Source organism: Cryobacterium sp. W22_MBD10_FK3 (assembly GCF_052113745.1).
Taxonomy (GTDB): domain Bacteria; phylum Actinomycetota; class Actinomycetes; order Actinomycetales; family Microbacteriaceae; genus Cryobacterium.
Genome location: NZ_JBGQOH010000001.1, coordinates 172,300 through 195,755, shown reverse-complemented (window position 1 = coordinate 195,755; position 23,456 = coordinate 172,300). Strand labels below are relative to the sequence as shown.

Here is a 23,456-nt window from a genome sequence, read left to right as displayed (position 1 = left end):
AGGGCCAACCGGGGGGTTGGGCCAGCGCGCGGGGGTGTGTCCTGGGTTCAGCCTGCGCTAGTTTTACTGCATGCGCGTCGATCTGCTCACCAAGGAATACCCGCCCGAGATTTACGGAGGTGCCGGCGTTCACGTCGCCGAGCTGGTCAAGGCCCTTCGTACCGATATCGATGTCACCGTGCGGTGCTTCGGTGCCCAGAGGGTTGAGGCCGACACCTTCGCCTACGGCGTGCCCGCCGAGCTGGCCGACGCCAACGCCACGCTGACCACCCTCGGCGTCGACCTGCAGATGGCCCAGGACGTGCAGGGCGCCGATGTTGTGCACTCGCACACCTGGTACGCCAACGGAGCCGGTCACATCGCCAAGCTGCTGCACGGCGTGCCGCACGTTGTGACGGCGCACAGCCTGGAACCGTTGCGACCCTGGAAGGCCGAACAGCTGGGCGGCGGCTACCGGGTGTCGAGTTGGATCGAGAAAACTGCCTTCGAAGCCGCGGATGCCGTGATCGCGGTCAGTGGCGGCATGCGCGCCGACATCCTGCGCAGCTACCCGGCACTGGACGAGTCCAGGGTGCACGTGGTCTACAACGGCATCGACCTGGACCGGTGGAAGCCCACCGAGGACGACGCCGCGGTGCGTGCCCTGGGGATCGACCCCGACCGGCCCTCCGTGGTGTTCGTCGGCCGGATCACCCGCCAGAAGGGGCTGCCCTACCTGCTCCGTGCGGCCGCCCTGTTGCCGCCGGAGGTGCAGCTCGTGCTGTGCGCCGGCGCCCCGGACACCCCTGGCATCCTCGCCGAGGTCACCCAGCTGGTCGAGGCGCTGCAGCGGGAACGTTCCGGCGTGGTGTGGATCGACAGGTTGCTGCCTCAGCACGAGTTGTCTGCTGTTCTCACGGCCGGAACCGTCTTCGTCTGCCCGTCGGTGTACGAGCCGCTCGGCATCGTCAACCTCGAGGCGATGGCCTGCGGCCTGCCCGTGGTGGGCACCGCGACCGGCGGCATCCCCGAGGTCGTGGCGGATGGCGTCACGGGCCGTTTGGTGCCCATCGAGCAGCTGAGCGACGGAACCGGCACGCCCACCGACCCCGACGTCTTCGTGGCGGATCTGGCCAGAACCCTGACCGAGGTGCTCTCCGACCCGGCACTGGCGGCGCAGATGGGCCGCGCGGGTCGGGTGCGCGCTGAGGAAATGTTCAGTTGGGGTCAGATCGCCGCGAGCACCCGGGAGATTTACGCCTCGCTGCTCTAGCGTGACCTGGGGCGCCGACGACGCCCGATAACATGGCTGTATGGTCAACGTTCTTCACTTCACCGGAGTTTCCGTCGTCCGGGGTGGCACAACCATCCTCGACTCAGTGGATTGGAGCGTCGACGGCGATCAGCGCTGGGTCATCCTCGGCCCCAACGGAGCGGGCAAGACCACCACCCTGCAGATCGCGGCCGCGCTCATCCACCCGTCCAAGGGAACCGCCGAAGTTCTCGAAGAGCCACTGGGCGGCAGCGACCTGTTCGAACTGCGCCCGCGGATCGGCTTCGCCTCCACAGCCATGGCCCGACGGGTACCGGCCGGCGAAACCGTGCTGAACGTCGTGATGACGGCCGCGTACTCGGTCACCGGCCGGTGGAACGAGGAATACGAGGACATCGACGAGCGTCGCGCCCAGCGCGTGCTCGGCGAGTGGAAGCTCGACCACCTCGCCGACCGTAAGTTCGGCACCCTCAGTGACGGCGAGCAGAAGCGCGTGCAGATCGCCAGGTCGATCATGACCGACCCGGAGATCCTGCTTCTGGACGAGCCTGCCGCCAGCCTCGACCTCGGCGCCAGGGAAGAGCTCCTGCGCCTGCTCAGCGGCTACGCGAGCGAGCCGAACTCCCCGGCCATCATCATGGTCACCCACCACGTGGAGGAAATTCCGCGCGGCTTCACCCACGTGCTGCTGCTCGCCGGCGGCAAGGTGGTCAGTGCCGGACCGTTGGCCGAGGCGCTCACCGCCGACACTCTCACCGAGGCATTCGGCCTCCCGATCGAACTCACCGAGACCGACGGACGCTATTCGGCACGCGCAATCTGACGGATCGGCGGTGCTGTTCATCCCTGCCCCGAAGATTCTGCTAAACTCACTAGCTGGTCCTCGTGACCGATACACTTTTCTGCCGCAACCGGCGAGCCAGAACCCACCCATCGAAACGCAACAAGGAAGTCTCCATGAAGTCTGACATTCACCCCACATACGCTCCCGTGGTCTTCCGCGACCTCGCGTCGGGTGCGACGTTCCTTACCCGTTCGACGGTCTCCAGCTCGAAGACCATCGAGTGGGAAGACGGCACCACCTACCCGGTCATCGACGTGGAAATCTCGTCCGAGTCGCACCCGTTCTACACGGGCAAGCAGCGCATCATGGACTCCGCCGGCCGCGTGGAGAAGTTCAACTCGCGCTACAAGGGCTTCGGCAAGTAGCCCGACCAGTTCCATTCGGATCCCTTCGTGGATCCGCCCCACAGGGCGACCGGCTTCGGCTGGTCGCCCTGTTTCGGTGTGGCTAGCCGCAGTGCAACCAGTAGAAGCTCTGCGCCCCGAGGGTGAGGGTGAGCCCGCCCTCCTCGTCGAACGGCGGGAAGACCGCCCCGCCGAAGATGTCGTAGAGCCGGGTGCCGGCGAGGTCGGGCTCGCTGAGCCGGAACGCGACGGCGTTGTGGGCGAAGCTGAACACGCAGAGCACAGTCTCCGGCTGATCGCCGAAGCTCGATCCGGAGCCGGCGTAGCTGCGGGTGAAGGCCAGGATCGACTCGTGGTCGGTGGCGAGCACGGTCAGCGATCCCAGGCCGAAGGTCGGATGGCTCTTGCGCACGTGGATGACATTCCGGATCCAGTGCAGCAGCGAGCCGGACTGCGCCAGGTGGGACTCGACGTTGGTCTGCGCGAAGTTGTACACCAGCGACTGCACGACGGGCAGGTACAGTTTGCCCGGGTCAGCGGTGGAGAACCCTCCGTTGCGGTCCGGCGTCCACTGCATGGGCGTGCGCGAGCTGTCCCGGTCGGGCAGCCAGATGTTGTCGCCCATCCCGATCTCGTCGCCGTAGTAGAGAAACGGGCTGCCCGGCAGCGAGAACAGCAGGGCGTGGGCGAGTTCGAGTTCAGCCCGGGAATTGTCCAGCAGCGGCGCCAGGCGACGCCGGATTCCGATGTTGGCACGCATCCGCGGGTCGTAGGCGTACCAGCCGTACATGGCCTGCCGGTATTCCTCACTCACCATCTCCAGGGTGAGTTCGTCGTGGTTGCGCAGGAACACCGCCCAACCGGCGGCCTCGGGGATGTCCGTGGTCTCGGAGAGCACCCGCACGAGTTCGCCCGCCCGCTGGGAACGCAGGGAGTAGAACACCCTCGGCATGACAGGGAAGTCGAATGCCATATGGCACTCCGGCTCCTCCTCGGTGCCGAAGAACGCGGCCACCTCGCGTGGCCACTGGTTGGCTTCGGCGATCATGACGCGGCCCGGGTATTCGCGGTCCAGCACCGCCCTGAGCCGTCTGATGAACTCATGGGTGAGCGGCTCGCCCTCACCGTTGCCGTCGTCGGATTCATACAGGTAGGGGATCGCGTCCAGCCGGAACCCGTCCACGCCCAGGTCCAGCCAGAATCGCACGACACCCAGGATCGCGTCGTGCACGGCCGGATTGTCGTAGTTCAGGTCGGGCTGGTGGGAGAAGAACCTGTGGAAATAGAACTGGCGCCGCACCGAGTCGAAGGCCCAGTTCGAGTCCTCGGTGTCGGTGAAGATGATCCGGATGTCCGGATACTTCTCGTCGGTGTCGCTCCAGACGTAGAAGTCCCCGAACGGCCCGTCCGGCTGCGCTCTGGACTGCTGAAACCAGGGATGCTGATCGGAGGTGTGGTTGAGCGGCAGGTCGATGACAATACGCATGTCGCGCTCGTGGGCCTTGGTGACGAGTTCCTTGAACTCTTCCAGGGTGCCGAACTCGGGCAGGATCGACCTGTAGTCCGCCACATCGTAGCCGCCGTCCCGCAGCGGCGAAGTGAAGAACGGCGGGATCCACAGGGCGTCGATGCCGAGCCACTGCAGGTAGTCGAGCTTGGAGATCAGCCCGGACATGTCCCCGGCGCCGTCAGCGTTGCTGTCGACGAAGGAGCGGACCATCACCTCGTAGAACACTGCACGGCGGTACCACCGTGGATCGAGCGTCAACCCTGGGAGCTGAATCGGTGCGGTGAAGCTCACGGCGTTCCCTCCGTCCCTGACGCGGCCCGAGGCCCGACGCAGAAGTGGATGGTGCAGGTGTCTGTGGTGCTGATGTGCACGAGTCTAAGTCGATCCGACCGGCTTCGGTCGAGCTCCCTCGTCGTCGCCAGCCTAAACTGGAACCGATGATCGTTCCCTCGCCCTTCGCCGCCCTGCTCACCCTCATGGACCCGCGCGCCCACACCCAACCGGTGCTGGGCAGCGACACCCGCTATTGGGAGTATGGCGACCCGGCATCATCGACAACCGTCGTGATGGTGCACGGGTTCCGCGGCGACCACCACGGCCTCGAAGCCGTCGTCGCCCAGCTGCACGGTCTCCGGATCATCTCCCCGGATCTGCCCGGTTTCGGCGAGTCCGCGGCCTTCCGCACCGGGCCGCACTCGATTGACGCGTACGCCACCTGGTTGACGGAATTCCTTCGGCAACTGGCCCTTCCCGGCCGGGTCGTGGTCCTGGGTCACTCGTTCGGGTCGATCGTCGTCGCCGCAGCCGCCGCGGCGCCGGGCGGCCTCCCGGCCGACGACCTGGTGCTGGTGAACCCGATCGCCGCTCCCGCTCTTTCCGGGCCCCGCGGCATCCTCACCCGCCTCGCCGTGTTCTACTACTGGCTGGCGTCCAGGCTGCCCGAACGCCTTGGTTTCGCGCTGCTGCGCAACCGGGTGATCGTGCGGGTGATGAGCATCACGATGGCTAAGACCACGAGCCGCGAACGCCGCCGCTGGATTCACAATCAGCACGACAGGTACTTCTCCGCGTTCGCGGACCGCACCGTGGTCCTCGAAGCGTTCACCGCCTCGGTCAGCCACGACGTCAGCGAGTACGCCGCCGCCATCGGCACCCGCACCCTGCTGATCGCCGCCGAGAAAGACGACATCACCCCCGTGCAAGCCCAGGTGGGGCTGCGCGCCCTGTTCCCCGACGCCCGGCTGCACGTTCTGCCCGGGGTCGGCCACCTCATCCACTACGAGGTACCCGAAGACGCGGCCAGGGAACTACGCCGCTTCCTCGAACCCGTCGCCCCGGCCCACACGCCCGTGGACGAGCCGTCATGACCCCGGCCGAACGCCCCCTGCGCATTGTCTTCGACTGCCGCTACACCCGGACGGACCGGCACGACGGCATCAGCCGGTACACGGCCGGCCTGGTCACCGAACTGGCCCGACTGCACCCGGTGACGATGCTGATCAGCGATCACCGCCAGCTGGCCCTGCTGCCGGCGCTGCCGTGGCAACTCGTGCGCTCGCCCACCAGCCCGCTCGAACCCCTGGTGGCCCTGACCGTGAACCGGCTGGATCCCGATATCGTCTTCAGCCCCATGCAGACCATGGGCTCGTGGGGCCGGCGGTACCGCCTGGTGCTGACCGTGCACGACCTCATCTACTACCGGAACCGCACCCCACCGCGCGAATTCTCCGCGGGAATCCGGCTGCTCTGGCGGCTCTATCACCTCTCCTGGGTGCCCCAGCGGATGCTCCTGAACCGGTCAGACGGTGTCGTGACGGTCTCGGAGACCACCGGCGCTCTCATCGCCCGCCACCGGCTCACCCGGCGCCCGGTGTCCGTGGTGCCCAACGCCGCCGACTCCGTCGCCGGGGCCGGAGTGTCGTCGGCCCGCCAGGGACCGGCGACGAAACGCCTGGTGTACATGGGCTCGTTCATGCCGTACAAGAACGTGGACACCCTGGTGCGGGCCGCTGCCGCCCTGCCCGGCTACGAGTTGCACCTGCTCAGCCGCATCGGTGACGCCGAACGTGCCCGGCTCTCGGCTCTCGCTCCGCAGGCCACGCTGGTGTTCCACAACGGTGTCAGCGACGAGGAGTACGTCGCCCTGCTCTCCGGCGCCACCGCACTTGTCACGGCCTCCCTCGACGAAGGATTCGGCATCCCGCTGGTCGAAGCCATGAGCCTGGGGATTCCGGTGATCGTCAGCGACATCCCCATCTTCCGGGAGATCGGCGGCGCCGCGGCCGGTTACGTTCCGGCGCTGGACCCCGAGGCGCTGGCCGACGCCGTGCGGAACCTCGAGGCGCCGGGGGAGTGGACCCGCCGCTCAGAGCTCTCCGTCGAGCAGGCCGGACGATTCACCTGGGCCGAGTCCGCCGCACGGCTGTTGCGGGTGTTGCAGAGCACCCAGGCCGCTTCCCGCCGCGGCTGAGCGCGGTCAGCGCGTCGAAACGGCGCTTTCCAGTTCGAGCCGGCCGCCCTGCCAGAGAAAATCGTGCACAGAGCCGTTGGGGATGAGCTCACCGGCGGCCGGTCGTTCACCGGCCGTCGTGTAGCGCAGCAGCGTGCCGATCACCCCACCGTGGCAGACCACCACCACCTCCCGTCCCGGGTAGGCCACCGCGATGCGCTCCAGCGCCGGAAGCACTCGATCGAGCACCGCCTGCCGGGTTTCCAGACCCGGAACCGTCGAGCCGTCCGGAAACCGTGCCTGACGTTCCGCGAAGGTGAGCCCCTCGATCTGGCCGTGGTGCCGCTCGGTCAGCTCCGGAACGACCAGCGGCGCCGGGTGATCCAGTTCGCCGGCGATGATCCGTGCGCTCTCGTGCGCCCGGAGCAGGGGACTGGTGACGATGGCATCCCAGCGGGAGCCGCTCAGCCGCAGGCCGGTTTCGGCGGCCTGCGCCCGACCGGTGGAGTTCAGCGGGATGTCGGTGCTGCCCTGGATGCGTTTCTGAAGATTCCAGTCCGTCTGGCCGTGCCGGACGATGGCGAGCTTGGTGGTCACAACGCTGCCTTCTGCTCGAGGTGGGCTAGTCGGTGAGGCGAGTCACCAACCCGGCAAACGTCTCCGACGTGCCTGCCTCCAGCTTAACCACCGCACGCGCGTCGCCCTTGGTGGCGCCGCGGTTGATCACCACGATGGGTAGTTTGCGACGCCGGGCCAACTCGAGCAACCGGATTCCCGAATTCACGGCGAGCGAGGAGCCCGCCACCACCAGGGCATCCGCCGCCCGCACGAGGGCCGCCGCCGCTGTGAACTTTCCCGTCGGCACCAACTCGCCGAAGAAGACGACATTGGGCTTGAGCAGTCCGCCGCACACCGAGCAGTCCGGCACGACGAAGTCGTCGATGTCGACCACGATCGCGTCACCGTCCGGGGCGATCTCCACCTGGTCCGGGTTCGCCAGCACCGGATTGTGCGCCTCCAGGCGCGCCGCGATGCTGTCCCGGCCGAAAGCCTGGCCACAGGAGAGACAGACGACCAGGTCCATCGAGCCGTGCAGGTCGACGACGTGGCGGGACCCGGCCCTGGTGTGCAGGCCGTCAACGTTTTGGGTGACGATGCCGCTGACCAGGCCGGCGGCTTCGAGCGCCACCAGGGACCGGTGGCCCAGATTGGGTTCGGCGGCGCGAAAGCGGTGCCAGCCGAGGTGGCTTCCGGCCCAGTATCGTTTGCGGGCCCGCTCGTCGGCGAGGAAGGTCTGGAACGTCATCGGCACACGCACCGGGGCGCCCGCGCCCCGGTAATCGGGGATTCCGGAGTCGGTGCTCACCCCGGCACCGGTGAGCACGGCTGTCCGCCGGCCGCGCAGGATCCCGGCAACAGCGTCGAGGTCTTTGCCGGCTGCCGCCGATGTCGTCAGGACAGTCTCGGCCGTCATGGTGCTCCATCCTCGTCCCGCGCCGCCCGCTCAGCCCCTCAGGGAACTGGTGCGGCAACGTTGTCCTCTGAGTCTAAACTGGTCAGTTTTCGGCTGTGTTGCGGTTCGGGGTTCCGGCCCCGGCCTTCGCGTGACAGACACCTCTCAGAAAGGCGGCGGCCTCCGTGCAGATCGTCCCGATTACCGACCTCGATGCGCCCGGCCTGGCCGATTACTCGCGCCTGACCGATGTGGCCCTGCGGCGGGTGTCCGAACCGGCCAACGGTCTGTACATCGCCGAGTCGGCCAAGGTCATCGGCCGGGCCCTGGCCGCCGGGCACCGCCCGCGCTCGGTTCTCGTGCAGGAGCAGTGGCTGGCCGAGGCGCAGCGCCTGTTGGCGGATTGGCCTGAGGTGCCGATCTACGTGGGCTCGGCGGCGCTCCTGGAGCAGCTCACCGGCTACAACCTGCACCGAGGCGCGCTGGCGGCCATGCACCGGCCCGACCTGGCGTCTGTGGCCGACATCATCCGCGGTGCCCGGCGCATCGTGATTCTCGAGGACATCGTCGACCACACCAATGTCGGAGCGATCTTCAGGTCTGTGGCCGGGCTCGGTGCCGACGCCGTGCTGATCACGCCGCGCTGCGCCGACCCGTTGTACCGTCGCAGTGTGCGAGTGAGCATGGGAACGGTGCTGCAGGTGCCCTGGACCCGGCTCCCGGAATGGTCAGAGGCAGCTCCGGTCCTGAAGGAGAACGGCTTCCATCTGGCGGCCCTGGCCCTGGCGGAGAACGCGGTCTCCCTGGATACCTTCGCGATCGATCCGCCGGAACGGGTGGCGCTGATCCTCGGCACCGAGGGTGACGGCTTGAGCCGCACCGCCCTGGCCGTTGCCGACACCGTCCTCACGATCCCGATGCTGCACGGCGTGGATTCGCTGAACGTGGCGTCGGCCAGTGCGGTGGCCCTGTACGCCCTGCGCGCCTAGCCTTTTCCCTGGCGCGCGGCAACCCTGCAGGCCGGTCTGGACAGCGGTGGTTAGAATCATCGAATGCCCCTCTCCCGACGCCAGGTCTACCGCCGTCGGCGAATCGCTTTCTTCGGCGTGCTCGCCGTGGTCCTCGCTGCCGCCGCCTATCTCACCAGCACGGGTCTCGCCCCGGTCTCCAGCGTGGCCGCGGCCCTCACCGAACCGCCCGCACTCACCCAGCCGGCCGTCGCCCCCGCCTGGCCTGAGCAGGGAGCCGGCGCGATCGGCGCCGTCGGCTTCGACGGGGTCCTGGGCTCCAGCGGCGATCAGGCCTCGGTTCCGATCGCCAGTATCACCAAAATGGTCACCGCCCTGGTGATCCTCGACGCCAAACCGTTGGCCGGCGACGAGGTCGGGCCCGAGATCACCTTCACCGACAAGGACGTCGACATCTATTACGACGCGATCGCGGAGAACGGATCTGTCGCGCCCGTCGTGTCCGGCATGGTGCTCAGTCAGCGTGAGGCCTTCGAGACGATGCTGATTCCGTCGGCAAACAACTACAGCGTCTCGCTGGCCGTGTGGGCGTTCGGCTCCGTGGACGCCTACCTGACCGCTGCCGCGGACTACCTCGCCGCGAACGGCCTCACCGGCACCACCGTCGCGGACACCAGCGGCATCTCCGCCCAGAGCGTGAGCAACCCGGCCGACCTGGTGGCCATAGGCAAGCTCGTGATGGCGAACCCGGCCCTGGCGAGCATCGTGGCCATGCCCAGTGCCGTCATCCCGACGGTGGGAACCGTCGTCAACACCAACAAGCTGCTGGGCGTCGACGGCGTCGACGGCATCAAGACCGGCACCACCGACGAGGCCGGCGCCTGCCTGCTCTTCGCGGTGGACGTGCCCGTCGGCGACACCTCGGTCACCCTCGTGGGCGTGGTGCTCGGCGGGGAGACCCACAGCGAGCTGAACGAGAGCATCCTCAGTCTCATCGGGAGTGTGGAGCCCGGTTTCCGTACGGTGACGCTGGTGGAAGCCGGGACCTCGTTCGGCACCTTCACGACGCCCTGGGGCCAGACCGGTCAGGCCGTCGCCGAGACCTCGGAATCCACCGTGGTGTGGTCGGACACGCCGGTCACCAGCACCGTCGACATCGCCGAAGTCACCCTGGGCGACGAGGGCGACCCCGTCGGCAGTGTTGACGTGACCGTGGGCGCCGAGACGGTCACAGTGCCTCTGGTGCTCGATCAGACCATCACCGATCCGGGGCCGTTCTGGCGCTGGACGCACCCGGGCGACGTCTAACCGATTCCCCGCTCCGGTTCTGCCGGGTCGTCGAGCCTGGTCACCGGGTCGGCGGCAGGACGTTTGGGCAGGATGTGGTCCCCCGAGGACTGGTGACGCACCCGGCGCAGCACCCAGGGCACGAGGTATTCCCGCGCCCAGGCGAGGTCCTCGGTGCGGGCCTGCCGCCAGGTGACGCCGGGCATCGGCTCCGGCAGCAGCGGCTCCAGCGGGTTGGCCACATTGAGCACGTCCAGCACCATCCGGGCCACCGTGTGGTGACCGAGCGGGTTGAGGTGCAGCCGGTCCGGGGCCCACATCCGGGCGTCCTGAGCAGCACTGAGCGACCACAGGTCAGCGACGATCGCGTCGTGTGCCGACGCGATGGTACGGATGTTCTCGTTGTAGATGGCGACCTTGCCCCGCAGCCCCCTGAGCACCGGGGAGAAGCGCACATCCGTGCCGGTGAAGACCACAACCGTCGCGCCCTCCGCGCCCAGCAGGGTGACCGCTTCGTCGAGCTTCGCGGCGATGGCATCCGGGTCGCTGCCCGGACGCAGCACATCGTTGCCGCCGGCCGAGATGGTGATCAGGTCGGGGTGCAGCGCCAACGCCGGCGCCACCTGTTCGGCCAGGATCTGGTTCATCAGCTTGCCCCGCACCGCAAGATTGCCGTAGGCGAAATCGTCCGAGCCCAGGCTGAGCATTTCGGCCACCCGGTCCGCCCAGCCGCGGTTGCCGCCGGGGCTGGCCGGTTCCGGGTCACCGACTCCCTCCGTGAACGAGTCGCCCACGGCGACGTAGCGAGACCACGGATGTTGCTGCTTCGACATGACCTCATTCTGCCCCGTCGGGCAGATGTCGGCTCAGACGTTGGTAATCTCTTATGAAGTGACTACTCCACCTGACTTCGGATCCGCTTTCCGGGAACCCTCGAACCGGGAGAGAACTGAACCCGGATTCCTGTCCCTGCCCGACGCCGTGGAAACCCCGCCCGTGTACGGCCCCACCCAGGGGCCTGCCCAGGGCACGAGCGCGGCAGAACACCTGTCCCCGGCCTTCCCCGAACGTGCCGCCTGGGGCACCGCGAGCAAGCTGCGTGCCTGGCAGGCCGAGGCCCTCGAGGCCTATTTCCAGCACCAGCCGCGCGACTTCCTCGCCGCCGCAACACCGGGCGCAGGCAAGACCACCTTCGCGCTGCGGCTGGCCGCGGAGCTCCGCGCCCGCCGGGTCATCGACCGCATCACCGTGGTCGCGCCCACCGAGCACCTCAAGCGCCAGTGGGCGGATGCGGCTGCCCGCGCCGGGATCCGGCTCGACCCCGGGTTCAAGAACGCGCACGGCCGCTACGGCAGCCACTTCCACGGCATCGCCGTCACCTACGCGCAGGTGGCAACCCGCGCGGCCCTGCACCGCGAACTGACCCAGGCCAGCCGCACCCTGGTGATTCTGGACGAGGTGCACCACGGCGGAGACGCTCTGAGCTGGGGCGACGCGATCCGCGAAGCCTTCGACCCGGCCACCCGCCGGCTCTCCCTCACCGGAACCCCGTTCCGCTCGGACACCTCGCCGATCCCGTTCGTGACCTACCTACCCGACAAGCACGGCATCCGCTTGTCGCAGAGCGACTACAACTACGGGTACGGCCGTGCTCTCGAGGACGGCGTCGTGCGCCCGGTCATGTTCATGGTCTACGCCGGACACATGAAGTGGCGCACGCGGGCCGGCGACGAGATGGAAGCCAAGCTCGGCGAGGGCAACACCAAGGACATCACCTCCCAGGCCTGGCGCACGGCGCTGGAGCCGAGCGGCCAGTGGATTCCCGCGGTTCTGCGGGCCGCGGATGCCCGGCTCACCGAGGTGCGGCACGGGATCCCGGACGCCGGGGGACTGGTCATCGCGACGGACCAGACCACGGCGCGGGCCTATGCGGCGATCCTCGAAGAGATCTCCGGCGAACCGGCCACGGTGGTGCTCTCCGACGAAAAGGAGTCCAGCGACCGGATCGACGAGTTCTCGCACAACACCCGACGCTGGATGGTCGCGGTACGGATGGTGTCCGAGGGCGTGGACGTGCCGCGTCTGGCCGTCGGGGTGTATGCAACGAGCGCGTCGACGCCGTTGTTCTTCGCGCAGGCCATCGGCCGGTTCGTGCGTGCCCGCCGCCGCGGCGAGACGGCATCGATCTTCCTGCCCAACGTTCCCGGGCTGCTGAGCCTGGCGAACGCCATGGAGCTGGAGCGCGACCACGCGCTCGATCGGAGCAACCGTGACGACGGTGACGACGGGATGTACAACCCCGAAGACGCCATGGTGGCCGCCGCGAACAAGTCCGAGAAGGCCTCCGACGACCTCGGTGAGGAATTCACCTGGCAGGCCCTGGACTCCCAGGCCACCTTCGACATGGTCATGTTCAACGGTGACGAATACGGCGAGCTGGCCGAGCCAGGCACCGACGAGGAATTCGACTTCATCGGCATCCCTGGACTGCTCGAACCTGAGCAGGTCTCCGAGCTGCTCCGCCAGCGTCAACAGCGACAGTCCAAGCGCGGCTCTGAGCGCCGCACAGCGGCTGCCGCCGTGGAGGGGGCACCGGAGGAGCCCATCCCGCTCTATCGCACGCTCAAGGAGCAGCGAACACTGCTGGGCAGTCTGGTGGGCATGTGGTCGAAGCTGTCGGGGGAGCCGCACGCCATGGTGCACGCCGAACTCCGCCGGCTCTGCGGCGGGCCCGCGGTCGCCCAGGCGAGTGTCACGCAGATCCAGAAGCGCATCGACCTGCTGCGCCGCCGGCTCGGCCGCAGCTGACCCGCAGGTCCAGCGGCGTAATCCGCCCGAAACCCCCTTGTGATGCAGTTGGTGCAGGGGCGGCTGTCGCTGTCGCAGAACGCTCGATAAACTTGCTCTCAACGAAAGAGAGCGTGTATGGATTCCAAGAAAGCCGACCTGGACCGCGTCGACCGGGCGCTGCTCCGCGCGCTCTCCGTCAATGCGCGGGCGTCCGGCGCTGCGCTGGCCGCCGAGATCGGCGTCGCCGAGTCCACGGTGTCGCTCCGGCTGCGCCGGCTGCAGCAGCTGGGCCACATCCGCGGCTATCGCGCCAACATCGACCTGGCCGCTCTGGGCGCCTCGTTGCAGGCCCTGATCTCGGTGCGGCTGGCCAAGCACGCCCGGGAGCAGATCGACGACTTCCGCAGCGCCGCTCCGCACTGGCCCGGGGTGATCGGGCTGTTCCACACCGCCGGCGCCGATGACTACCTGCTGCACGTGGCCGCGGCGGATGCGTCAGACCTGCGCGATTTCGTGCTCGAGCACCTCGCGGAGCATCCGGCGGTGGCACACACCGAGACCAACCTGATCTTCGAGTACGTCGACGGAGACGGCTGGCAGGACCTGGTCAAGTAGCGCGTCGCCGCCCGGAGCCGGGACGACTGTTCCCGCTGCGGACGAGTGCACCCGGTGCGCCGGGTGCAGTTGTCCGCACGGGAAACAGTTGTCTCTGGGATCGGGGTTAAAAAAGCAACGCCCCCGCCGAAGCGAGGGCGTTGCCAGCAGCTCGTTGAGCTGCCGCAGCTCTATTTAGAGGGCGCGGATGTTCTCGGCCTGGGGACCCTTGGGGCCCTGGGTTACCTCGAACTCGACCTTCTGGTTCTCGTCGAGCGACTTGTAGCCGTTCGAAGCGATCGCAGAGTAGTGCGCGAAGACATCGGCGCTTCCGTCGTCGGGAGCGATGAATCCGAAGCCCTTTTCAGCGTTGAACCATTTCACGGTACCTGTTGCCATTATGAAACTCCTCCAGGAGTGTTAGAAAGGCCCCGACTTTCGGGACCGTTCGTCGCGGTATTCGTCGTCCGCTTCCGAAAGGAATAAGCCCGTACCGACCGAAGTCAATACGTTTTTTAGACGTGCAAGCACTACAACTACTTCGACAACACTAGCCCACATCGCTCGGTCTCCGTGGAGTTCTGTGCGAAAAAGCGATCAAAGTGTTACGAATTCTGACAGAAATGCCCAAACTGGGCCGGTGGCAGCGTCAATCGACGGTGACGAAATCAATCAGCTGCTCAACCCGGCCCAGCAGTGCCGGTTCGAGGTCGGCGTAGGTGCGCACCTGACCGAGGATGCGTTGCCACGCCCTGGCGATGTCGGCCTGGTCGTCGTGCGGCCAGCCGAGGGCGGCGCAGATGCCGTGCTTCCACTCGATGTTGCGCGGGATTTGCGGCCAGACCGGCAAATTCAATCGAGCGGGTTTGACCGACTGCCACACGTCCACATAGGGGTGCCCGACCACCAGGACGTGCCGGCCGTGCGGTCCGCGGGCGACGGCCTCGGCGATACGGCTCTCTTTGGACCCCGGAACCAGGTGGTCGACGAGCACCCCCACCCGGCGTGTCGGCCCCGGCTTGAATTCGGCCAGCAGTTCGGCGAGGTTGTCCACCCCCTCGATGTATTCGACGACCACGCCCTCGATCCGCAGATCGGCACCCCACACCTTCTCCACCAGTTCGGCGTCGTGGCGGCCCTCGACGAAGATCCGGCTGGCCCTGGCCACCCGGGCCGGCGCATCCGCCACGACCATCGAACCCGAGGCTGTGCGCCCCCGGCCGGCCGGGGCGACCGCCCGCGGCTGCACGAGCACGATCGGCTCGCCGTCAAGCAGGAAGCCGCCGCCGAGGGGGAACAACCGCAGCTTGCCGTGCCGGTCCTCGAGGGTCACGACCTTCTTCTCGACCCTGATGACGGCACCGCAGAAGCCGGTGGCGACCTCCTCGACCACAAGGTCCCGCACGGCCTCCTGGTGAGGGACGACCCGTCGGCCCACCTCACGCCATCCGGAGGCGAGCACGTCATTGGAGTAGCGGTCTTCATTCACTGAATCGACGCTAGCGGAAGTCTCTCGAGGACGTGTGGGCCGCCACGGTGAGGGGCTCGAATCTGTCGGCGATGAGGTTCACGACGCCCTCAGGCGAGCGTTCCAGGATGCCGCGAATCATGAGTGCGGGGGATTCCCTGGCGATCCTACGGAAGTGGTTCCACACCCCGACGCTCACCACGACGTTGACGTTTCCGGTCTCGTCCTCCAGGTTGACGAAGGTGACTCCGTTCGCCGTGGCCGGCCGCTGGCGGTGGGTGACGACACCACCAACCTCAATGCGGCGGCCGTTCTCGGTGCTCGCCAGCTCATTCGCGGCGAGGGCGCCCCTGGCCCGCAACGCGGCGCGGGCGTGCCGGATCGGATGGTCGTCGGTGGAGACGCCGGTGGCCCAGAGATCGTAGGCAACCTGTTCCACCGGTGTCATCAGGGCCAGCAAGGGGGGTTGCACGGTTTCGAAGGTGCCCCGCAGGTGGGCGTCGGTGTCGGCAGCGGCCTCCCCGGCCGACCACAGTGCCTGTCGGCGTTCGAGCCCCATGCCCTCGAAGGCTCCGGCCGTGGCCAGGGATTCGAGCTGTTCGCTGCTCAGCCGCGCGCGTCTGGCCAGGTCGTTCATGGAGCGGAACGGACCGAACCCGGCCCGTTCGGTCACGATCCGCTCGGCCACCGTCGCGCCGATCGAGCGCACATCCGCCAGCCCGAGACGCACGGCCAGGCCGCCGTCCCTGCGGTGGGCACGATCCTCCACGGGAAGAGTCCGGTCGAAGTCCGCCACCTGGGGCTGCTCGTGGTCCAGGCAGCCCGGCCGTCCGGCCGGGTCGCCGGCGCCGCCTGGCAGCGCCTCGAGCACCGCATCGACTCCGGAGAGCTGCACATCCGGACGCAACACCTGCACTCCGTGCCTGCGGGCGTCGGCCACCAGCGACTGCGGCGAGTAGAACCCCATCGGCTGGGCGCGGAGCAGCGCGGCGAGGAAGGCACCCGGATAGTGCAGCTTCAGCCAGGCGCTCGCGTAGACGAGCAGCGCGAAGCTGATCGAGTGACTCTCGGCGAAACCGAAGTTCGCAAACGCCTCGATCTTCTCGTAGATCTCGTCGGCCAGCTCACCGGTGATGCCGTTGCCGGCCATGCCCTGGTACAGCGTGGCGCGCAACGAGGAGATCTTCTCCACCCCGCGTTTGGAGCCCATCGCCCGGCGAAGCAGGTCGGCGTCCTCTGCACTGCAGCCGCCCACAGCCATGGCCATCTGCATGAGCTGCTCCTGGAACAACGGAATCCCCAGGGTGCGTTCCAGGACCGGCTCGAGTTTCGGATGCAGGTAGGTCACCGGTTCCTGACCCAACTTGCGCCGGATGTACGGATGCACCGCCCCGCCCTGGATGGGTCCGGGCCGGATGAGGGCGATTTCCACGACGAGATCGTAGAAACGGCGCGGCTGCAGACGCGGCAGGGTGCCCATCTGGGCCCGGCTCTCCACCTGGAACACGCCGATCGAGTCTGCGCGGCAGAGCATGTCATAGACTCCTGCCTCCTCCCGCGGGATACTGCCCAGGGTCCAGTCCTCGCCCAGCGCCCCCCGGACCAGGTCGAAGGTGTATTGCAGGGCGGCGAGCATTCCCAGACCGAGCAGGTCGAACTTGACCAAGCCCATCCAGGCGCAGTCGTCCTTGTCCCACTGCAAAACCGTGCGGTTCTCCTTCCTGGCGTGTTCGATGGGACAGACCTCCCCAACGGGGCGGTCCGTGAGCACCATGCCACCGGAGTGGATGCCGAGGTGGCGGGGAAAACCGAGTACCTGTCCGGCGAGGTCGGCGACCTGGTCGGGAATGTCGTGGTCGGGGCTCGACACCGTGGCGCCCCAGCGCTCCACCTGCTTGGACCAGGCATCCTGCTGGCCGGTGCTGTAGCCGAGCGCCTTGGCCATGTCCCGTACCGCGAACTTGGGCCGGTAGGTGATGACATTGGCCACCTGGGCGGCGTTGAGGCGCCCGTAGCGTTCATAGACGTACTGGATCACCTCTTCGCGGCGGTCGGAATCGAAGTCCACGTCGATGTCCGGTTCTTCCTCGCGCAGGCTGGACAGGAACCTCTCGAAGGGCAGGCGATAGAAGATCGAGTCCACCGCCGTGATGCCGATCACGAAGCAGACCGCCGAGTTCGCCGCGGAACCCCGGCCCTGGCAGAGGATGCCCTGGCGCCGGGCGAACTGCACGATGTCGTGCACGATCAGGAAGTAGCCGGGGAAGTCCTTCGCCTCGATCACGGCCAGTTCCTTCTCGAGCCGGTCGCGCACATTGGCGTTGTAGCCCGGATAGGCCCGCTCGGCGCCCGCCCACACCAGGTGGCGCAGCCAGCTCATCGGGGTGTGGCCGTCGGGAACGTGCTGGCGGGGGAGCCGGGGCCTGGCCCGGCGCAGCGAGAAGCCGAGCTCGTCAGCGAGCGGCACCGTGCGGGACACCGCGCCGGGATACCGGCCGAACCTGCCGGCCATCTCCGCCCCGCTCCGCAGGTGCTGGGTGGGCGCGCCGGGCAGCCAGCCGTCCATGTCGTCGAGGCTGCGCTGGGCGCGCACCGCGGCCAGGGCGGAGAACAGCCTGAAGTCCGCCGGGCGGGCGTAGTGCACGTTGTTGGTGGCGAGCACCGGCAGGCCGGCCCGGGCGGCCAGTGCCGCCAGCCTGTCGTTGGTGACGGAGTCCTGCGGGCGGCCGTGGTCGACGAGTTCGACATTGACGCCATCCCGGCCGAACAGGGCGATGAGCCGGTCCAGCTCCCGGGCCGCCGCCGGCTCGCCGTCTTCGTGGAGCGCCTGGCGGACCGCGCCCGAGTCGGAGCCGGTCAGGATGCTCCAGTGGCCGTCGGCCGCCTCCGCGAGTTCCTCGAGCTCATACACGGGCCGGCCCTTCTCCCCGCCGGCGAGTTGGCCGTGGGTGAGCGCGGCGGCGAGGCGGTGGTAGCCCTCCTGGCCGCGGGCGAGCACGACGAGGTGGGTGCCTTCGACTTCTGCCACCCCGTTCTGCCGCCGGGTCAGCCCGAGGGACAGCTCGGCGCCGAAGACCGTGCGGAGGTCCGGAAAGCTCTCCGCGGTTTCGGCGAGGCGGACCGCGCCGTACAACCCGTCGTGGTCGGTGAGGGCGAGGCCGTGCAGGCCGAGCGCACCGGCCTCCTCGAGGAGTCGTTCCGGCGAGCTTCCGCCGTCGAGAAAGCTGAAGTTGGAGTGGGCGTGCAACTCCGCGTAGGCAGCGACGCTCCCGGCGGGAGGCCGTGGGGGAGCCTCGGCGGCGTAGGGCTGACGGTGTCTGCTCCACGCCGGGCTGTCGCCCCCGTCGGCCTCCGGCGGCGGGCCGCCTGGCCGGCGGTCGGAGAGCTTTCGCTCGAGCTCCGACCACGGAATCGGCGGGTTGTTGAAACCCATGCGGGTTACTCGTCCTCTCGGGGTCTAGTCATAGCGGGCCTCGGCTCGCCAACCGTCGTCGTCCAGGACCAGCAACCAGGCCTGATCGTTCTCATCAACGATTTGCATCCGCTGCACCGTCCGCACCGCATCGGTATCCCACCAGCGTTCGAACACCGGCCACGGGCCGGCCCAGGCCTGCACTCGGCGCAGGTCGTTCCGGGTGGCCCCGTCACTGAGCCGCTCAGGCGAGAACCGCTGCGGCTCACCGTCGAGACCGCCGCGGTCATCCACGGCCACGGCACGGCCATCCGCCGCGACCAGGGTCACCGGACGGCGGCCGCGGAACACCGTGGCGGGGAACACGTCACGGAGGCTGCCTGACCAGGGCTGCGCCCTGCCGCCGGGGGTACGGCCGGAACTCCGGCCCCGGCCCGTCCCGGGGCTGCCCGCGACGTCGTCGCCCCAGGGCACCCACCGTTGCCGGTCGGCCAGCATCCGCCCCGCCCCGATCGCCGCCGTCACCACGCCGGCATGGCCCACCAAGCCCTGCACCCGGGTGAGAGCGTGATGGATGCGTTCGTCCGGCCCTGTGCCCCACAGGCCGTCCTCGTGGTTCGCGACGGCGTCGACCTGATCGGGCGAGAAGACCACCCGCACGACGGCAGCGGCCAGGCCGGAGTCTGCCCTGCCCTCGCCCTGCAGCTGCCAGCGCACCCTGTCGATGAGGTCAGACGCCGTGAACCAGCGGGGGTGCCGCCAGGTTCGCTCGGTGAGCAGTCCGTCTTCGGTGCTCACCAGGATCGACACACCCGTGCAGACCAGCGTCTGCTCGCGCAGTGCCTGCACGAAGGAGTCCGCAGTGGTGCGCAACGCGAAGGCCAACTGGTCGATGCGATCCAGGGCCGGTTCGAACTCCTGGCCGCGGTCGAACACCGGCGTGGGGGTGCGCGGAACGACCTCCTCCCGCTCCCGCCCGGCCGCCCTGGCATGCGCCTGCGCGGCCGCGGCTCCGAACCTGCGGTGCACGTCGAGCGCGGGCAGGGCCGCGAACTGGCCCAGGGTGTGCACGCCCAGCCTGGCCAGCAGGGTGCCCAGCGCCGCTTCGGCGACCGTCGCCACGGGCAGCGGCGCCAGGAAGGCGGCGGACTCACCGGGCGGAACAATCTGCACCCGATCCTCACGGTCGTCCAGGACAGCACGTTCACCCTGGGCGCCGGCAGGTGGGCGGGCCACGCCGCGTCGCGCCGCCTGCTCGGCGGCGAACGGCCCGTCGGCGATTCCCACCCTCGACTCGGGGAGACCGGCCCCGTTCAGGTAGTCGAGCATCGCCAGGGCCGCCGCGGACTCACCGCCGTAATAGCGCACCGGGCCCCTCGCCCGGATGGCGCAGGTGCCCGGACGCAGCACGGCCAGTCCCGGTGTGATCTGCTCGAGTCCGTCGAGGATCGGGTCGAAGGCCCGCCGGTCCAGTGCGGGGTCGTAGGGCTGCACGACGAGGTCGGTGCAGCGGAACTGGGCTTCCCGCACGGTCAGGCCACGCCGAACGCCCAGGCGTCGCGCCTCGGGTGAGCAGGCGAATACCAGCCCGCGGTCGATCAGGGCCAGCGGAGCGTCTGCGGGAAGATCGGAGGCCGAGCGCGCGGCGCGGACCGGCCAGTCCGGGCACCAGAGCACGAGAGTGCGTTCGCGGTTCATGGTCTCACCCGGTTGCCGGATGCCGGGGCAGATCTGCTCGCAACGGCGCGGCGGGCATCAGCGGGCCGGGTGCAGGCTCAGCGGCGGGGAGGTCGGGCAGGCGCACGCGCTCCGACCGACGCCGGCCGCTGCCGTTCCGCCCGGTGACGCTTACCGTGAGCTCGCGACCGGACAGGTATCCGTGCCCGGAGCCCAGGCCGTCCCAGCGGGTGCCGGTGACCCGGAGGTCGGCCTCGCTCTGCGACCAGCTGCCCGCCACGATCAGGGTGCAGCCGGTCTGCCGCAGGCGCGCACCGAGCCTGGCAGCCTCGGTATCGCCCACAGGGCGCTGGGGGTGCACGACAACCAGGGGCAGCACATCGACGAGCGCCGCCGTGACCGCCAGCCACTGGTCGCCCGGGTCAGGCACGAGCACCAGGCGTTCGAGGTCGATGCCGAAGCCCGTCGCGGCCTCGGCGCCGAAGTCGGGCACACCCACCACCGCGCTCCAGCCACCATCGGCGGCCGCAGCGCCCAGCACGGCCATGACGAGAGACGTGGAATTCTCGATCGTGTAGACCACGCCGGTGCGCAGGGCCCCCTCCGGCAGGAGCCGGCCCAGGCTGCCGGGCAGCTGCCGGCCGCCGGAGGCGAAGCGGTCGCGCTGCATGCCGTGGATGCGGGCCTGCAGCTCACTGACCCGCTCGGCGGCGGCCCCGGCGGGGCCCGCGACGCGCGGTACGGAGGTCAGAGGAATGGACACCCCCTAATTTTCGAACACAGATTCGATTTAGTCAACCGGTGTGGATAACCAGGTTCGGCCTCGGCCGCACGATAACCTGAGCCTATGTGTGGGCGATTCATCATTACCGATTCGGCGCCTGACCTCGCCGCCATGTTCGACATCGAGCACGAGGCCGGAGAGTTGCCGGAGCCGTCCTGGAACGTCAAACCGACCGAGCAGATCCCGATCGTGCTCGAATCGATGAAGTCCGACCCGGTCGTTCGCCGTCTGGAACCGGCTCGATGGTCGCTGGTTCCGACCTTTTCCCCCGAGCTGACCGCCGCCTTCGCCACCTTCAACGCCCGGGCGGAGACCGTCGGTGAAAAACCGACCTTCCGCACCGCCCTGGCCAAGACCCGGGCCATCGTGCCCGTCGCCGGCTACTACGAGTGGCAAACCGTGGGAACCGTCAAGACCCCCTACTTCGTGCACTCCGACGACGGCCTGCCCCTGGCGCTGGCGGGACTGTACTCGTGGTGGCGCAATCCCACCCTCGGCCCGGACGACCCGGCCCGCTGGGTGCTGACCGCCACGATCCTCACCGCACCTGCCCAGGGCTCCCTCGCCGACATCCACGACCGGATGCCCGTGGTGCTGCCCGAGGAGTGCTGGGACCGGTGGCTGGACCCGCACGCCGACGGCGATCAGGCTCTCGTCGACGCCGTGGTGGAGGCGTCCACCGAGGCGGCCGCCGGCTTGGCGTTCTACCAGGTGGCACCGGTCTCCGGCGACGCTCCCGAACTCATCGACCCGGTCGGTCCGGAGCGCGAGGTCGGTTACAGCGCCTGACCGGCGTGCACCGCCCCGCTGCAGGCGGCGAACCAGTACGCTCGAATTGAGCCCGGATAAGCTTTCGTGGCACCGTCGAGAGGACCTTTCCATGCCCATTCTTACCTTCGTCATCGCGATGGCCGTCTTCGTCCTCGGCCTCTGGCTGTTCGGTCTGGCCTTCACAGTGACCGCCTGGCAGGGCGCGATCTTCTTCGCCGGCATCCTGGCGGTCAGCGCCGCCGTCGCCATTCCCATGCGCGCCCTGCGCAACTGACCTTCCCCAGACGAGGGTCGCCGAGCGGCTCGAACAGAGATCACCGAGGATCCATGCGCGCCGAACAGCTCACCGACCCGATCACCTTCCACGGTGAGGGTCCCGTCTACTCACCGGCCTGGGGCGGACTGCGCCTCGTGGACCTCTTCGCCGGAGACGTGTTGTCCCTGGCCGCAGACGGCACCCTGACCCGACGGCATGTGGACACCATCGCCGCGGCTCTGCGACCCAGGGTCGGCGGCGGTGCGGTGATCGCCCTGGAACGCGGCTTCGCGCTGGAGGACCCCGACGGCACCCTGACCCGGCTGCCGGAGGTCTGGTCCGACCCCGGCGTTCGGATGAATGACGGCGGCAGCGCACCGGACGGCTCGTTCTATTGCGGCTCGATGGCCTACGACCAACGCACCGGTGCCGGGTCGCTGTACCGGCTCGCGGCGGATGGGTCGGTGGATCTGGTCCTGGACGACGTGACCATTTCCAACGGCCTCGAGTGGAGCCCTGACGGCACGCTGGCCTACTACAACGACACTCCGACCGGCCGGATCGGCGTCTTCGACTGGGCGCCGGAGACCGGGCTGACGGGCCTGCGCCCCTTCGTGGAGATCCCCTCCGACGAGGGGTTTCCGGACGGCCTCACCGTGGACAGCGAGGGTGGAGTCTGGGTTGCCCTGTACGCGGGTGGTGCGGTGCGCCGCTACTCACCGCAGGGAACCCTCGACGAGGTCATCGACGTTGCCGCGCGCAAGGTCACCGCGTGCACCTTCGGCGGTGATGACCTGCGCCAACTGTTCATCACGACGTCCCGCGAAGACGTCGCCCCGGGGGAGGACCCGTTGGCCGGTTCGGTGTTCACGGCGAGCCCGGGCGTTGCGGGACGTGCGGCGAAGCCCTACGCCGGGTGACGCATCCGTTCGGCCCGCTCAGAGGCCGGCGACGAGGTTGATCAGCGTTGCGAGGATGATCGAGCCGAACAGGAACGACATCAGCGCGTGCCTGAGCGCCGTGGCCCGCACGGTGGTGGAGGTCAGCGAGGTGTCAGACACCTGGAACGTCATGCCCAGGGTGAACGACAGGTAGGCGAAATCCGCGTACCGCGGTGGTTCCGACTGATTGAAATCGACGCCGCCGTCCTCGTCCGCGTAGTACAGCGAGGCGTACCGCAGGGTGAACAGGGTGTGTACCAGCACCCAGGACAACGCGACGACGCCGACCGCCAGTCCCGCGAGCAGGACCTGCCCCGCCCCCATCGCGGCGCGCGCCTGCAGCAGGACGATGAGGATGCTGCCGAGGCTGGCCAGGCTCGCCAGAATCAACAGCAGGTCGGTGATGCCCCTGGACGGGTCCTCCCTGGTGGCGTGGGCGGCCGTGGTGGCCGCATCCATCGGGGCGATGCTGAACCACACCCAGCCGATGTAGAGCACCGCGGCGGCCGCCCAGCCGGTCGCCGGCGCCAACAGCCAGTTGTCGAGCAGGCCGGTGGCCAGTCCCGCGAGCAGACCGACGGCCGCCATGACGAGGAGCCGGGTGCTGGAGCGGTGCGCCCGGGGAACGAGAGCTGATGTGTTCACTCGCTGATCGT

The 23,456-nt window shown here is 68.6% G+C and carries 22 protein-coding genes; 12 read left to right on the top strand and 10 right to left on the bottom strand.

The annotated features are described in order from the left end of the window. The first annotated feature begins 70 nt into the window (after positions 1–70). The 3 genes from glgA to ACEN2M_RS00895 all read left to right on the top strand — a co-directional run bounded on the left by glgA (position 71) and on the right by ACEN2M_RS00895 (position 2,461). Positions 71–1,252 (top strand): glycogen synthase, encoded by a 1,182-nt coding sequence (glgA, locus tag ACEN2M_RS00905; RefSeq protein WP_441646253.1) that lies wholly within the window; start codon positions 71–73, stop codon positions 1,250–1,252. A 40-nt stretch (positions 1,253–1,292) separates the two neighbouring features. Further along, on the top strand, positions 1,293–2,075 hold the full coding sequence (locus ACEN2M_RS00900; protein WP_441646252.1) for an ABC transporter ATP-binding protein: 783 nt from the start codon (positions 1,293–1,295) through the stop codon (positions 2,073–2,075). A 134-nt stretch (positions 2,076–2,209) separates the two neighbouring features. Continuing rightward, on the top strand, positions 2,210–2,461 hold the full coding sequence (locus ACEN2M_RS00895; protein WP_066595443.1) for a type B 50S ribosomal protein L31: 252 nt from the start codon (positions 2,210–2,212) through the stop codon (positions 2,459–2,461). A gap of 82 nt (positions 2,462–2,543) precedes the next feature. Here ACEN2M_RS00895 and treS read toward each other — a convergent pair whose 3' ends face one another. Next, on the bottom strand, positions 2,544–4,241 hold the full coding sequence (treS, locus tag ACEN2M_RS00890) for a maltose alpha-D-glucosyltransferase (RefSeq protein ID WP_441646251.1): 1,698 nt from the start codon (positions 4,239–4,241) through the stop codon (positions 2,544–2,546). Positions 4,242–4,387: 146 nt separating this feature from the next. Here treS and ACEN2M_RS00885 point away from each other — a divergent pair, with 146 nt between their 5' ends. Together ACEN2M_RS00885 and ACEN2M_RS00880 are read left to right on the top strand one after the other, a co-directional pair. Beyond that, positions 4,388–5,317, top strand: coding sequence for an alpha/beta fold hydrolase (locus ACEN2M_RS00885; protein ID WP_441646250.1), 930 nt, complete (start codon positions 4,388–4,390; stop codon positions 5,315–5,317). Between the two features lie 17 nt (positions 5,318–5,334). Next, the gene (locus ACEN2M_RS00880; protein WP_441646611.1) at positions 5,335–6,420 is read left to right on the top strand and encodes a glycosyltransferase family 4 protein; all 1,086 of its coding nucleotides are present in this window, start codon (positions 5,335–5,337) and stop codon (positions 6,418–6,420) included. Positions 6,421–6,426: 6 nt separating this feature from the next. Here the strand turns inward: ACEN2M_RS00880 and ACEN2M_RS00875 are convergent, their stop codons facing one another. Both ACEN2M_RS00875 and ACEN2M_RS00870 read right to left on the bottom strand, forming a co-directional pair. Further along, on the bottom strand, positions 6,427–6,996 hold the full coding sequence (locus ACEN2M_RS00875; RefSeq protein ID WP_441646249.1) for a histidine phosphatase family protein: 570 nt from the start codon (positions 6,994–6,996) through the stop codon (positions 6,427–6,429). Positions 6,997–7,021: 25 nt separating this feature from the next. Further along, on the bottom strand, positions 7,022–7,873 hold the full coding sequence (locus ACEN2M_RS00870; protein ID WP_441646248.1) for a Sir2 family NAD-dependent protein deacetylase: 852 nt from the start codon (positions 7,871–7,873) through the stop codon (positions 7,022–7,024). 164 nt (positions 7,874–8,037) lie between these two features. Between ACEN2M_RS00870 and ACEN2M_RS00865 the strand changes: the two genes are divergently transcribed. Then, the gene (locus ACEN2M_RS00865; protein WP_441646247.1) at positions 8,038–8,841 is read left to right on the top strand and encodes a TrmH family RNA methyltransferase; all 804 of its coding nucleotides are present in this window, start codon (positions 8,038–8,040) and stop codon (positions 8,839–8,841) included. Between the two features lie 63 nt (positions 8,842–8,904). Beyond that, positions 8,905–10,128, top strand: a complete 1,224-nt coding sequence (locus ACEN2M_RS00860; RefSeq protein WP_441646246.1) for a D-alanyl-D-alanine carboxypeptidase family protein — start codon at positions 8,905–8,907, stop codon at positions 10,126–10,128. Here ACEN2M_RS00860 and ACEN2M_RS00855 read toward each other — a convergent pair. Then, positions 10,125–10,940 (bottom strand): SGNH/GDSL hydrolase family protein, encoded by an 816-nt coding sequence (locus ACEN2M_RS00855; RefSeq protein ID WP_441646245.1) that lies wholly within the window; start codon positions 10,938–10,940, stop codon positions 10,125–10,127. The two genes, ACEN2M_RS00860 and ACEN2M_RS00855, sit on opposite strands and share 4 nt — an antisense overlap. A 163-nt stretch (positions 10,941–11,103) precedes the next feature. Here ACEN2M_RS00855 and ACEN2M_RS00850 point away from each other — a divergent pair, with 163 nt between their 5' ends. Further along, on the top strand, positions 11,104–12,915 hold the full coding sequence (locus tag ACEN2M_RS00850) for a DEAD/DEAH box helicase (protein WP_441646610.1): 1,812 nt from the start codon (positions 11,104–11,106) through the stop codon (positions 12,913–12,915). Positions 12,916–13,032: 117 nt separating this feature from the next. Then, a complete protein-coding gene (locus ACEN2M_RS00845; protein WP_066595420.1) occupies positions 13,033–13,512 on the top strand; it encodes an Lrp/AsnC family transcriptional regulator in 480 nt (159 codons plus the stop codon). A 174-nt stretch (positions 13,513–13,686) separates the two neighbouring features. On the opposite strand, the gene cspE is transcribed toward ACEN2M_RS00845, so the two are convergent. The 5 genes from cspE to ACEN2M_RS00820 all read right to left on the bottom strand — a co-directional run bounded on the left by cspE (position 13,687) and on the right by ACEN2M_RS00820 (position 20,811). After that, positions 13,687–13,890, bottom strand: a complete 204-nt coding sequence (cspE, locus tag ACEN2M_RS00840) for a transcription antiterminator/RNA stability regulator CspE (RefSeq protein ID WP_035840308.1) — start codon at positions 13,888–13,890, stop codon at positions 13,687–13,689. A 250-nt stretch (positions 13,891–14,140) separates the two neighbouring features. Next, complete coding sequence (locus tag ACEN2M_RS00835) at positions 14,141–14,980, bottom strand: DUF3097 domain-containing protein (RefSeq protein ID WP_441646244.1); 840 nt, start codon at positions 14,978–14,980, stop codon at positions 14,141–14,143. Positions 14,981–14,990: 10 nt separating this feature from the next. Beyond that, positions 14,991–18,392, bottom strand: a complete 3,402-nt coding sequence (locus ACEN2M_RS00830; RefSeq protein ID WP_441646243.1) for an error-prone DNA polymerase — start codon at positions 18,390–18,392, stop codon at positions 14,991–14,993. A 24-nt stretch (positions 18,393–18,416) separates the two neighbouring features. Next, the gene (locus ACEN2M_RS00825) at positions 18,417–20,069 is read right to left on the bottom strand and encodes a DNA polymerase Y family protein (RefSeq protein ID WP_441646242.1); all 1,653 of its coding nucleotides are present in this window, start codon (positions 20,067–20,069) and stop codon (positions 18,417–18,419) included. Positions 20,070–20,073: 4 nt separating this feature from the next. After that, positions 20,074–20,811 carry a hypothetical protein gene (locus tag ACEN2M_RS00820; protein WP_441646241.1) on the bottom strand — a complete coding sequence of 246 codons (738 nt, stop codon included), beginning with the start codon at positions 20,809–20,811 and terminating at the stop codon, positions 20,074–20,076. Between the two features lie 84 nt (positions 20,812–20,895). Between ACEN2M_RS00820 and ACEN2M_RS00815 the strand changes: the two genes are divergently transcribed. The 3 genes from ACEN2M_RS00815 to ACEN2M_RS00805 all read left to right on the top strand — a co-directional run bounded on the left by ACEN2M_RS00815 (position 20,896) and on the right by ACEN2M_RS00805 (position 22,779). Further along, positions 20,896–21,621 (top strand): SOS response-associated peptidase, encoded by a 726-nt coding sequence (locus ACEN2M_RS00815; RefSeq protein ID WP_441646240.1) that lies wholly within the window; start codon positions 20,896–20,898, stop codon positions 21,619–21,621. Positions 21,622–21,712: 91 nt separating this feature from the next. Further along, positions 21,713–21,877 carry a hypothetical protein gene (locus ACEN2M_RS00810; RefSeq protein WP_441646239.1) on the top strand — a complete coding sequence of 55 codons (165 nt, stop codon included), beginning with the start codon at positions 21,713–21,715 and terminating at the stop codon, positions 21,875–21,877. A gap of 53 nt (positions 21,878–21,930) precedes the next feature. Next, the gene (locus ACEN2M_RS00805) at positions 21,931–22,779 is read left to right on the top strand and encodes an SMP-30/gluconolactonase/LRE family protein (protein ID WP_441646238.1); all 849 of its coding nucleotides are present in this window, start codon (positions 21,931–21,933) and stop codon (positions 22,777–22,779) included. Positions 22,780–22,797: 18 nt separating this feature from the next. Here ACEN2M_RS00805 and ACEN2M_RS00800 read toward each other — a convergent pair whose 3' ends face one another. Next, on the bottom strand, positions 22,798–23,445 hold the full coding sequence (locus ACEN2M_RS00800; protein WP_441646237.1) for a DUF1345 domain-containing protein: 648 nt from the start codon (positions 23,443–23,445) through the stop codon (positions 22,798–22,800). Positions 23,446–23,456: the final 11 nt, after the last annotated feature.

Excerpts from the sequence above, each read along its gene's own strand:
- ACEN2M_RS00885 (WP_441646250.1), top strand. The coding sequence starts at position 4,388 with ATGATCGTTCCCTCGCCCTTCGCCGCCCTGCTCACCCTCATGGACCCG.
- cspE (WP_035840308.1), bottom strand. The coding sequence starts at position 13,890 with ATGGCAACAGGTACCGTGAAATGGTTCAACGCTGAAAAGGGCTTCGGA.
- ACEN2M_RS00845 (WP_066595420.1), top strand. The coding sequence starts at position 13,033 with ATGGATTCCAAGAAAGCCGACCTGGACCGCGTCGACCGGGCGCTGCTC.
- ACEN2M_RS00870 (WP_441646248.1), bottom strand. The coding sequence starts at position 7,873 with ATGACGGCCGAGACTGTCCTGACGACATCGGCGGCAGCCGGCAAAGAC.
- ACEN2M_RS00895 (WP_066595443.1), top strand. The coding sequence starts at position 2,210 with ATGAAGTCTGACATTCACCCCACATACGCTCCCGTGGTCTTCCGCGAC.
- ACEN2M_RS00825 (WP_441646242.1), bottom strand. The coding sequence starts at position 20,069 with ATGAACCGCGAACGCACTCTCGTGCTCTGGTGCCCGGACTGGCCGGTC.
- ACEN2M_RS00810 (WP_441646239.1), top strand. The coding sequence starts at position 21,713 with ATGCCCATTCTTACCTTCGTCATCGCGATGGCCGTCTTCGTCCTCGGC.
- ACEN2M_RS00830 (WP_441646243.1), bottom strand. The coding sequence starts at position 18,392 with ATGGGTTTCAACAACCCGCCGATTCCGTGGTCGGAGCTCGAGCGAAAG.
- ACEN2M_RS00855 (WP_441646245.1), bottom strand. The coding sequence starts at position 10,940 with ATGTCGAAGCAGCAACATCCGTGGTCTCGCTACGTCGCCGTGGGCGAC.
- ACEN2M_RS00900 (WP_441646252.1), top strand. The coding sequence starts at position 1,293 with ATGGTCAACGTTCTTCACTTCACCGGAGTTTCCGTCGTCCGGGGTGGC.
- ACEN2M_RS00860 (WP_441646246.1), top strand. The coding sequence starts at position 8,905 with ATGCCCCTCTCCCGACGCCAGGTCTACCGCCGTCGGCGAATCGCTTTC.
- ACEN2M_RS00815 (WP_441646240.1), top strand. The coding sequence starts at position 20,896 with ATGTGTGGGCGATTCATCATTACCGATTCGGCGCCTGACCTCGCCGCC.
- glgA (WP_441646253.1), top strand. The coding sequence starts at position 71 with ATGCGCGTCGATCTGCTCACCAAGGAATACCCGCCCGAGATTTACGGA.
- ACEN2M_RS00805 (WP_441646238.1), top strand. The coding sequence starts at position 21,931 with ATGCGCGCCGAACAGCTCACCGACCCGATCACCTTCCACGGTGAGGGT.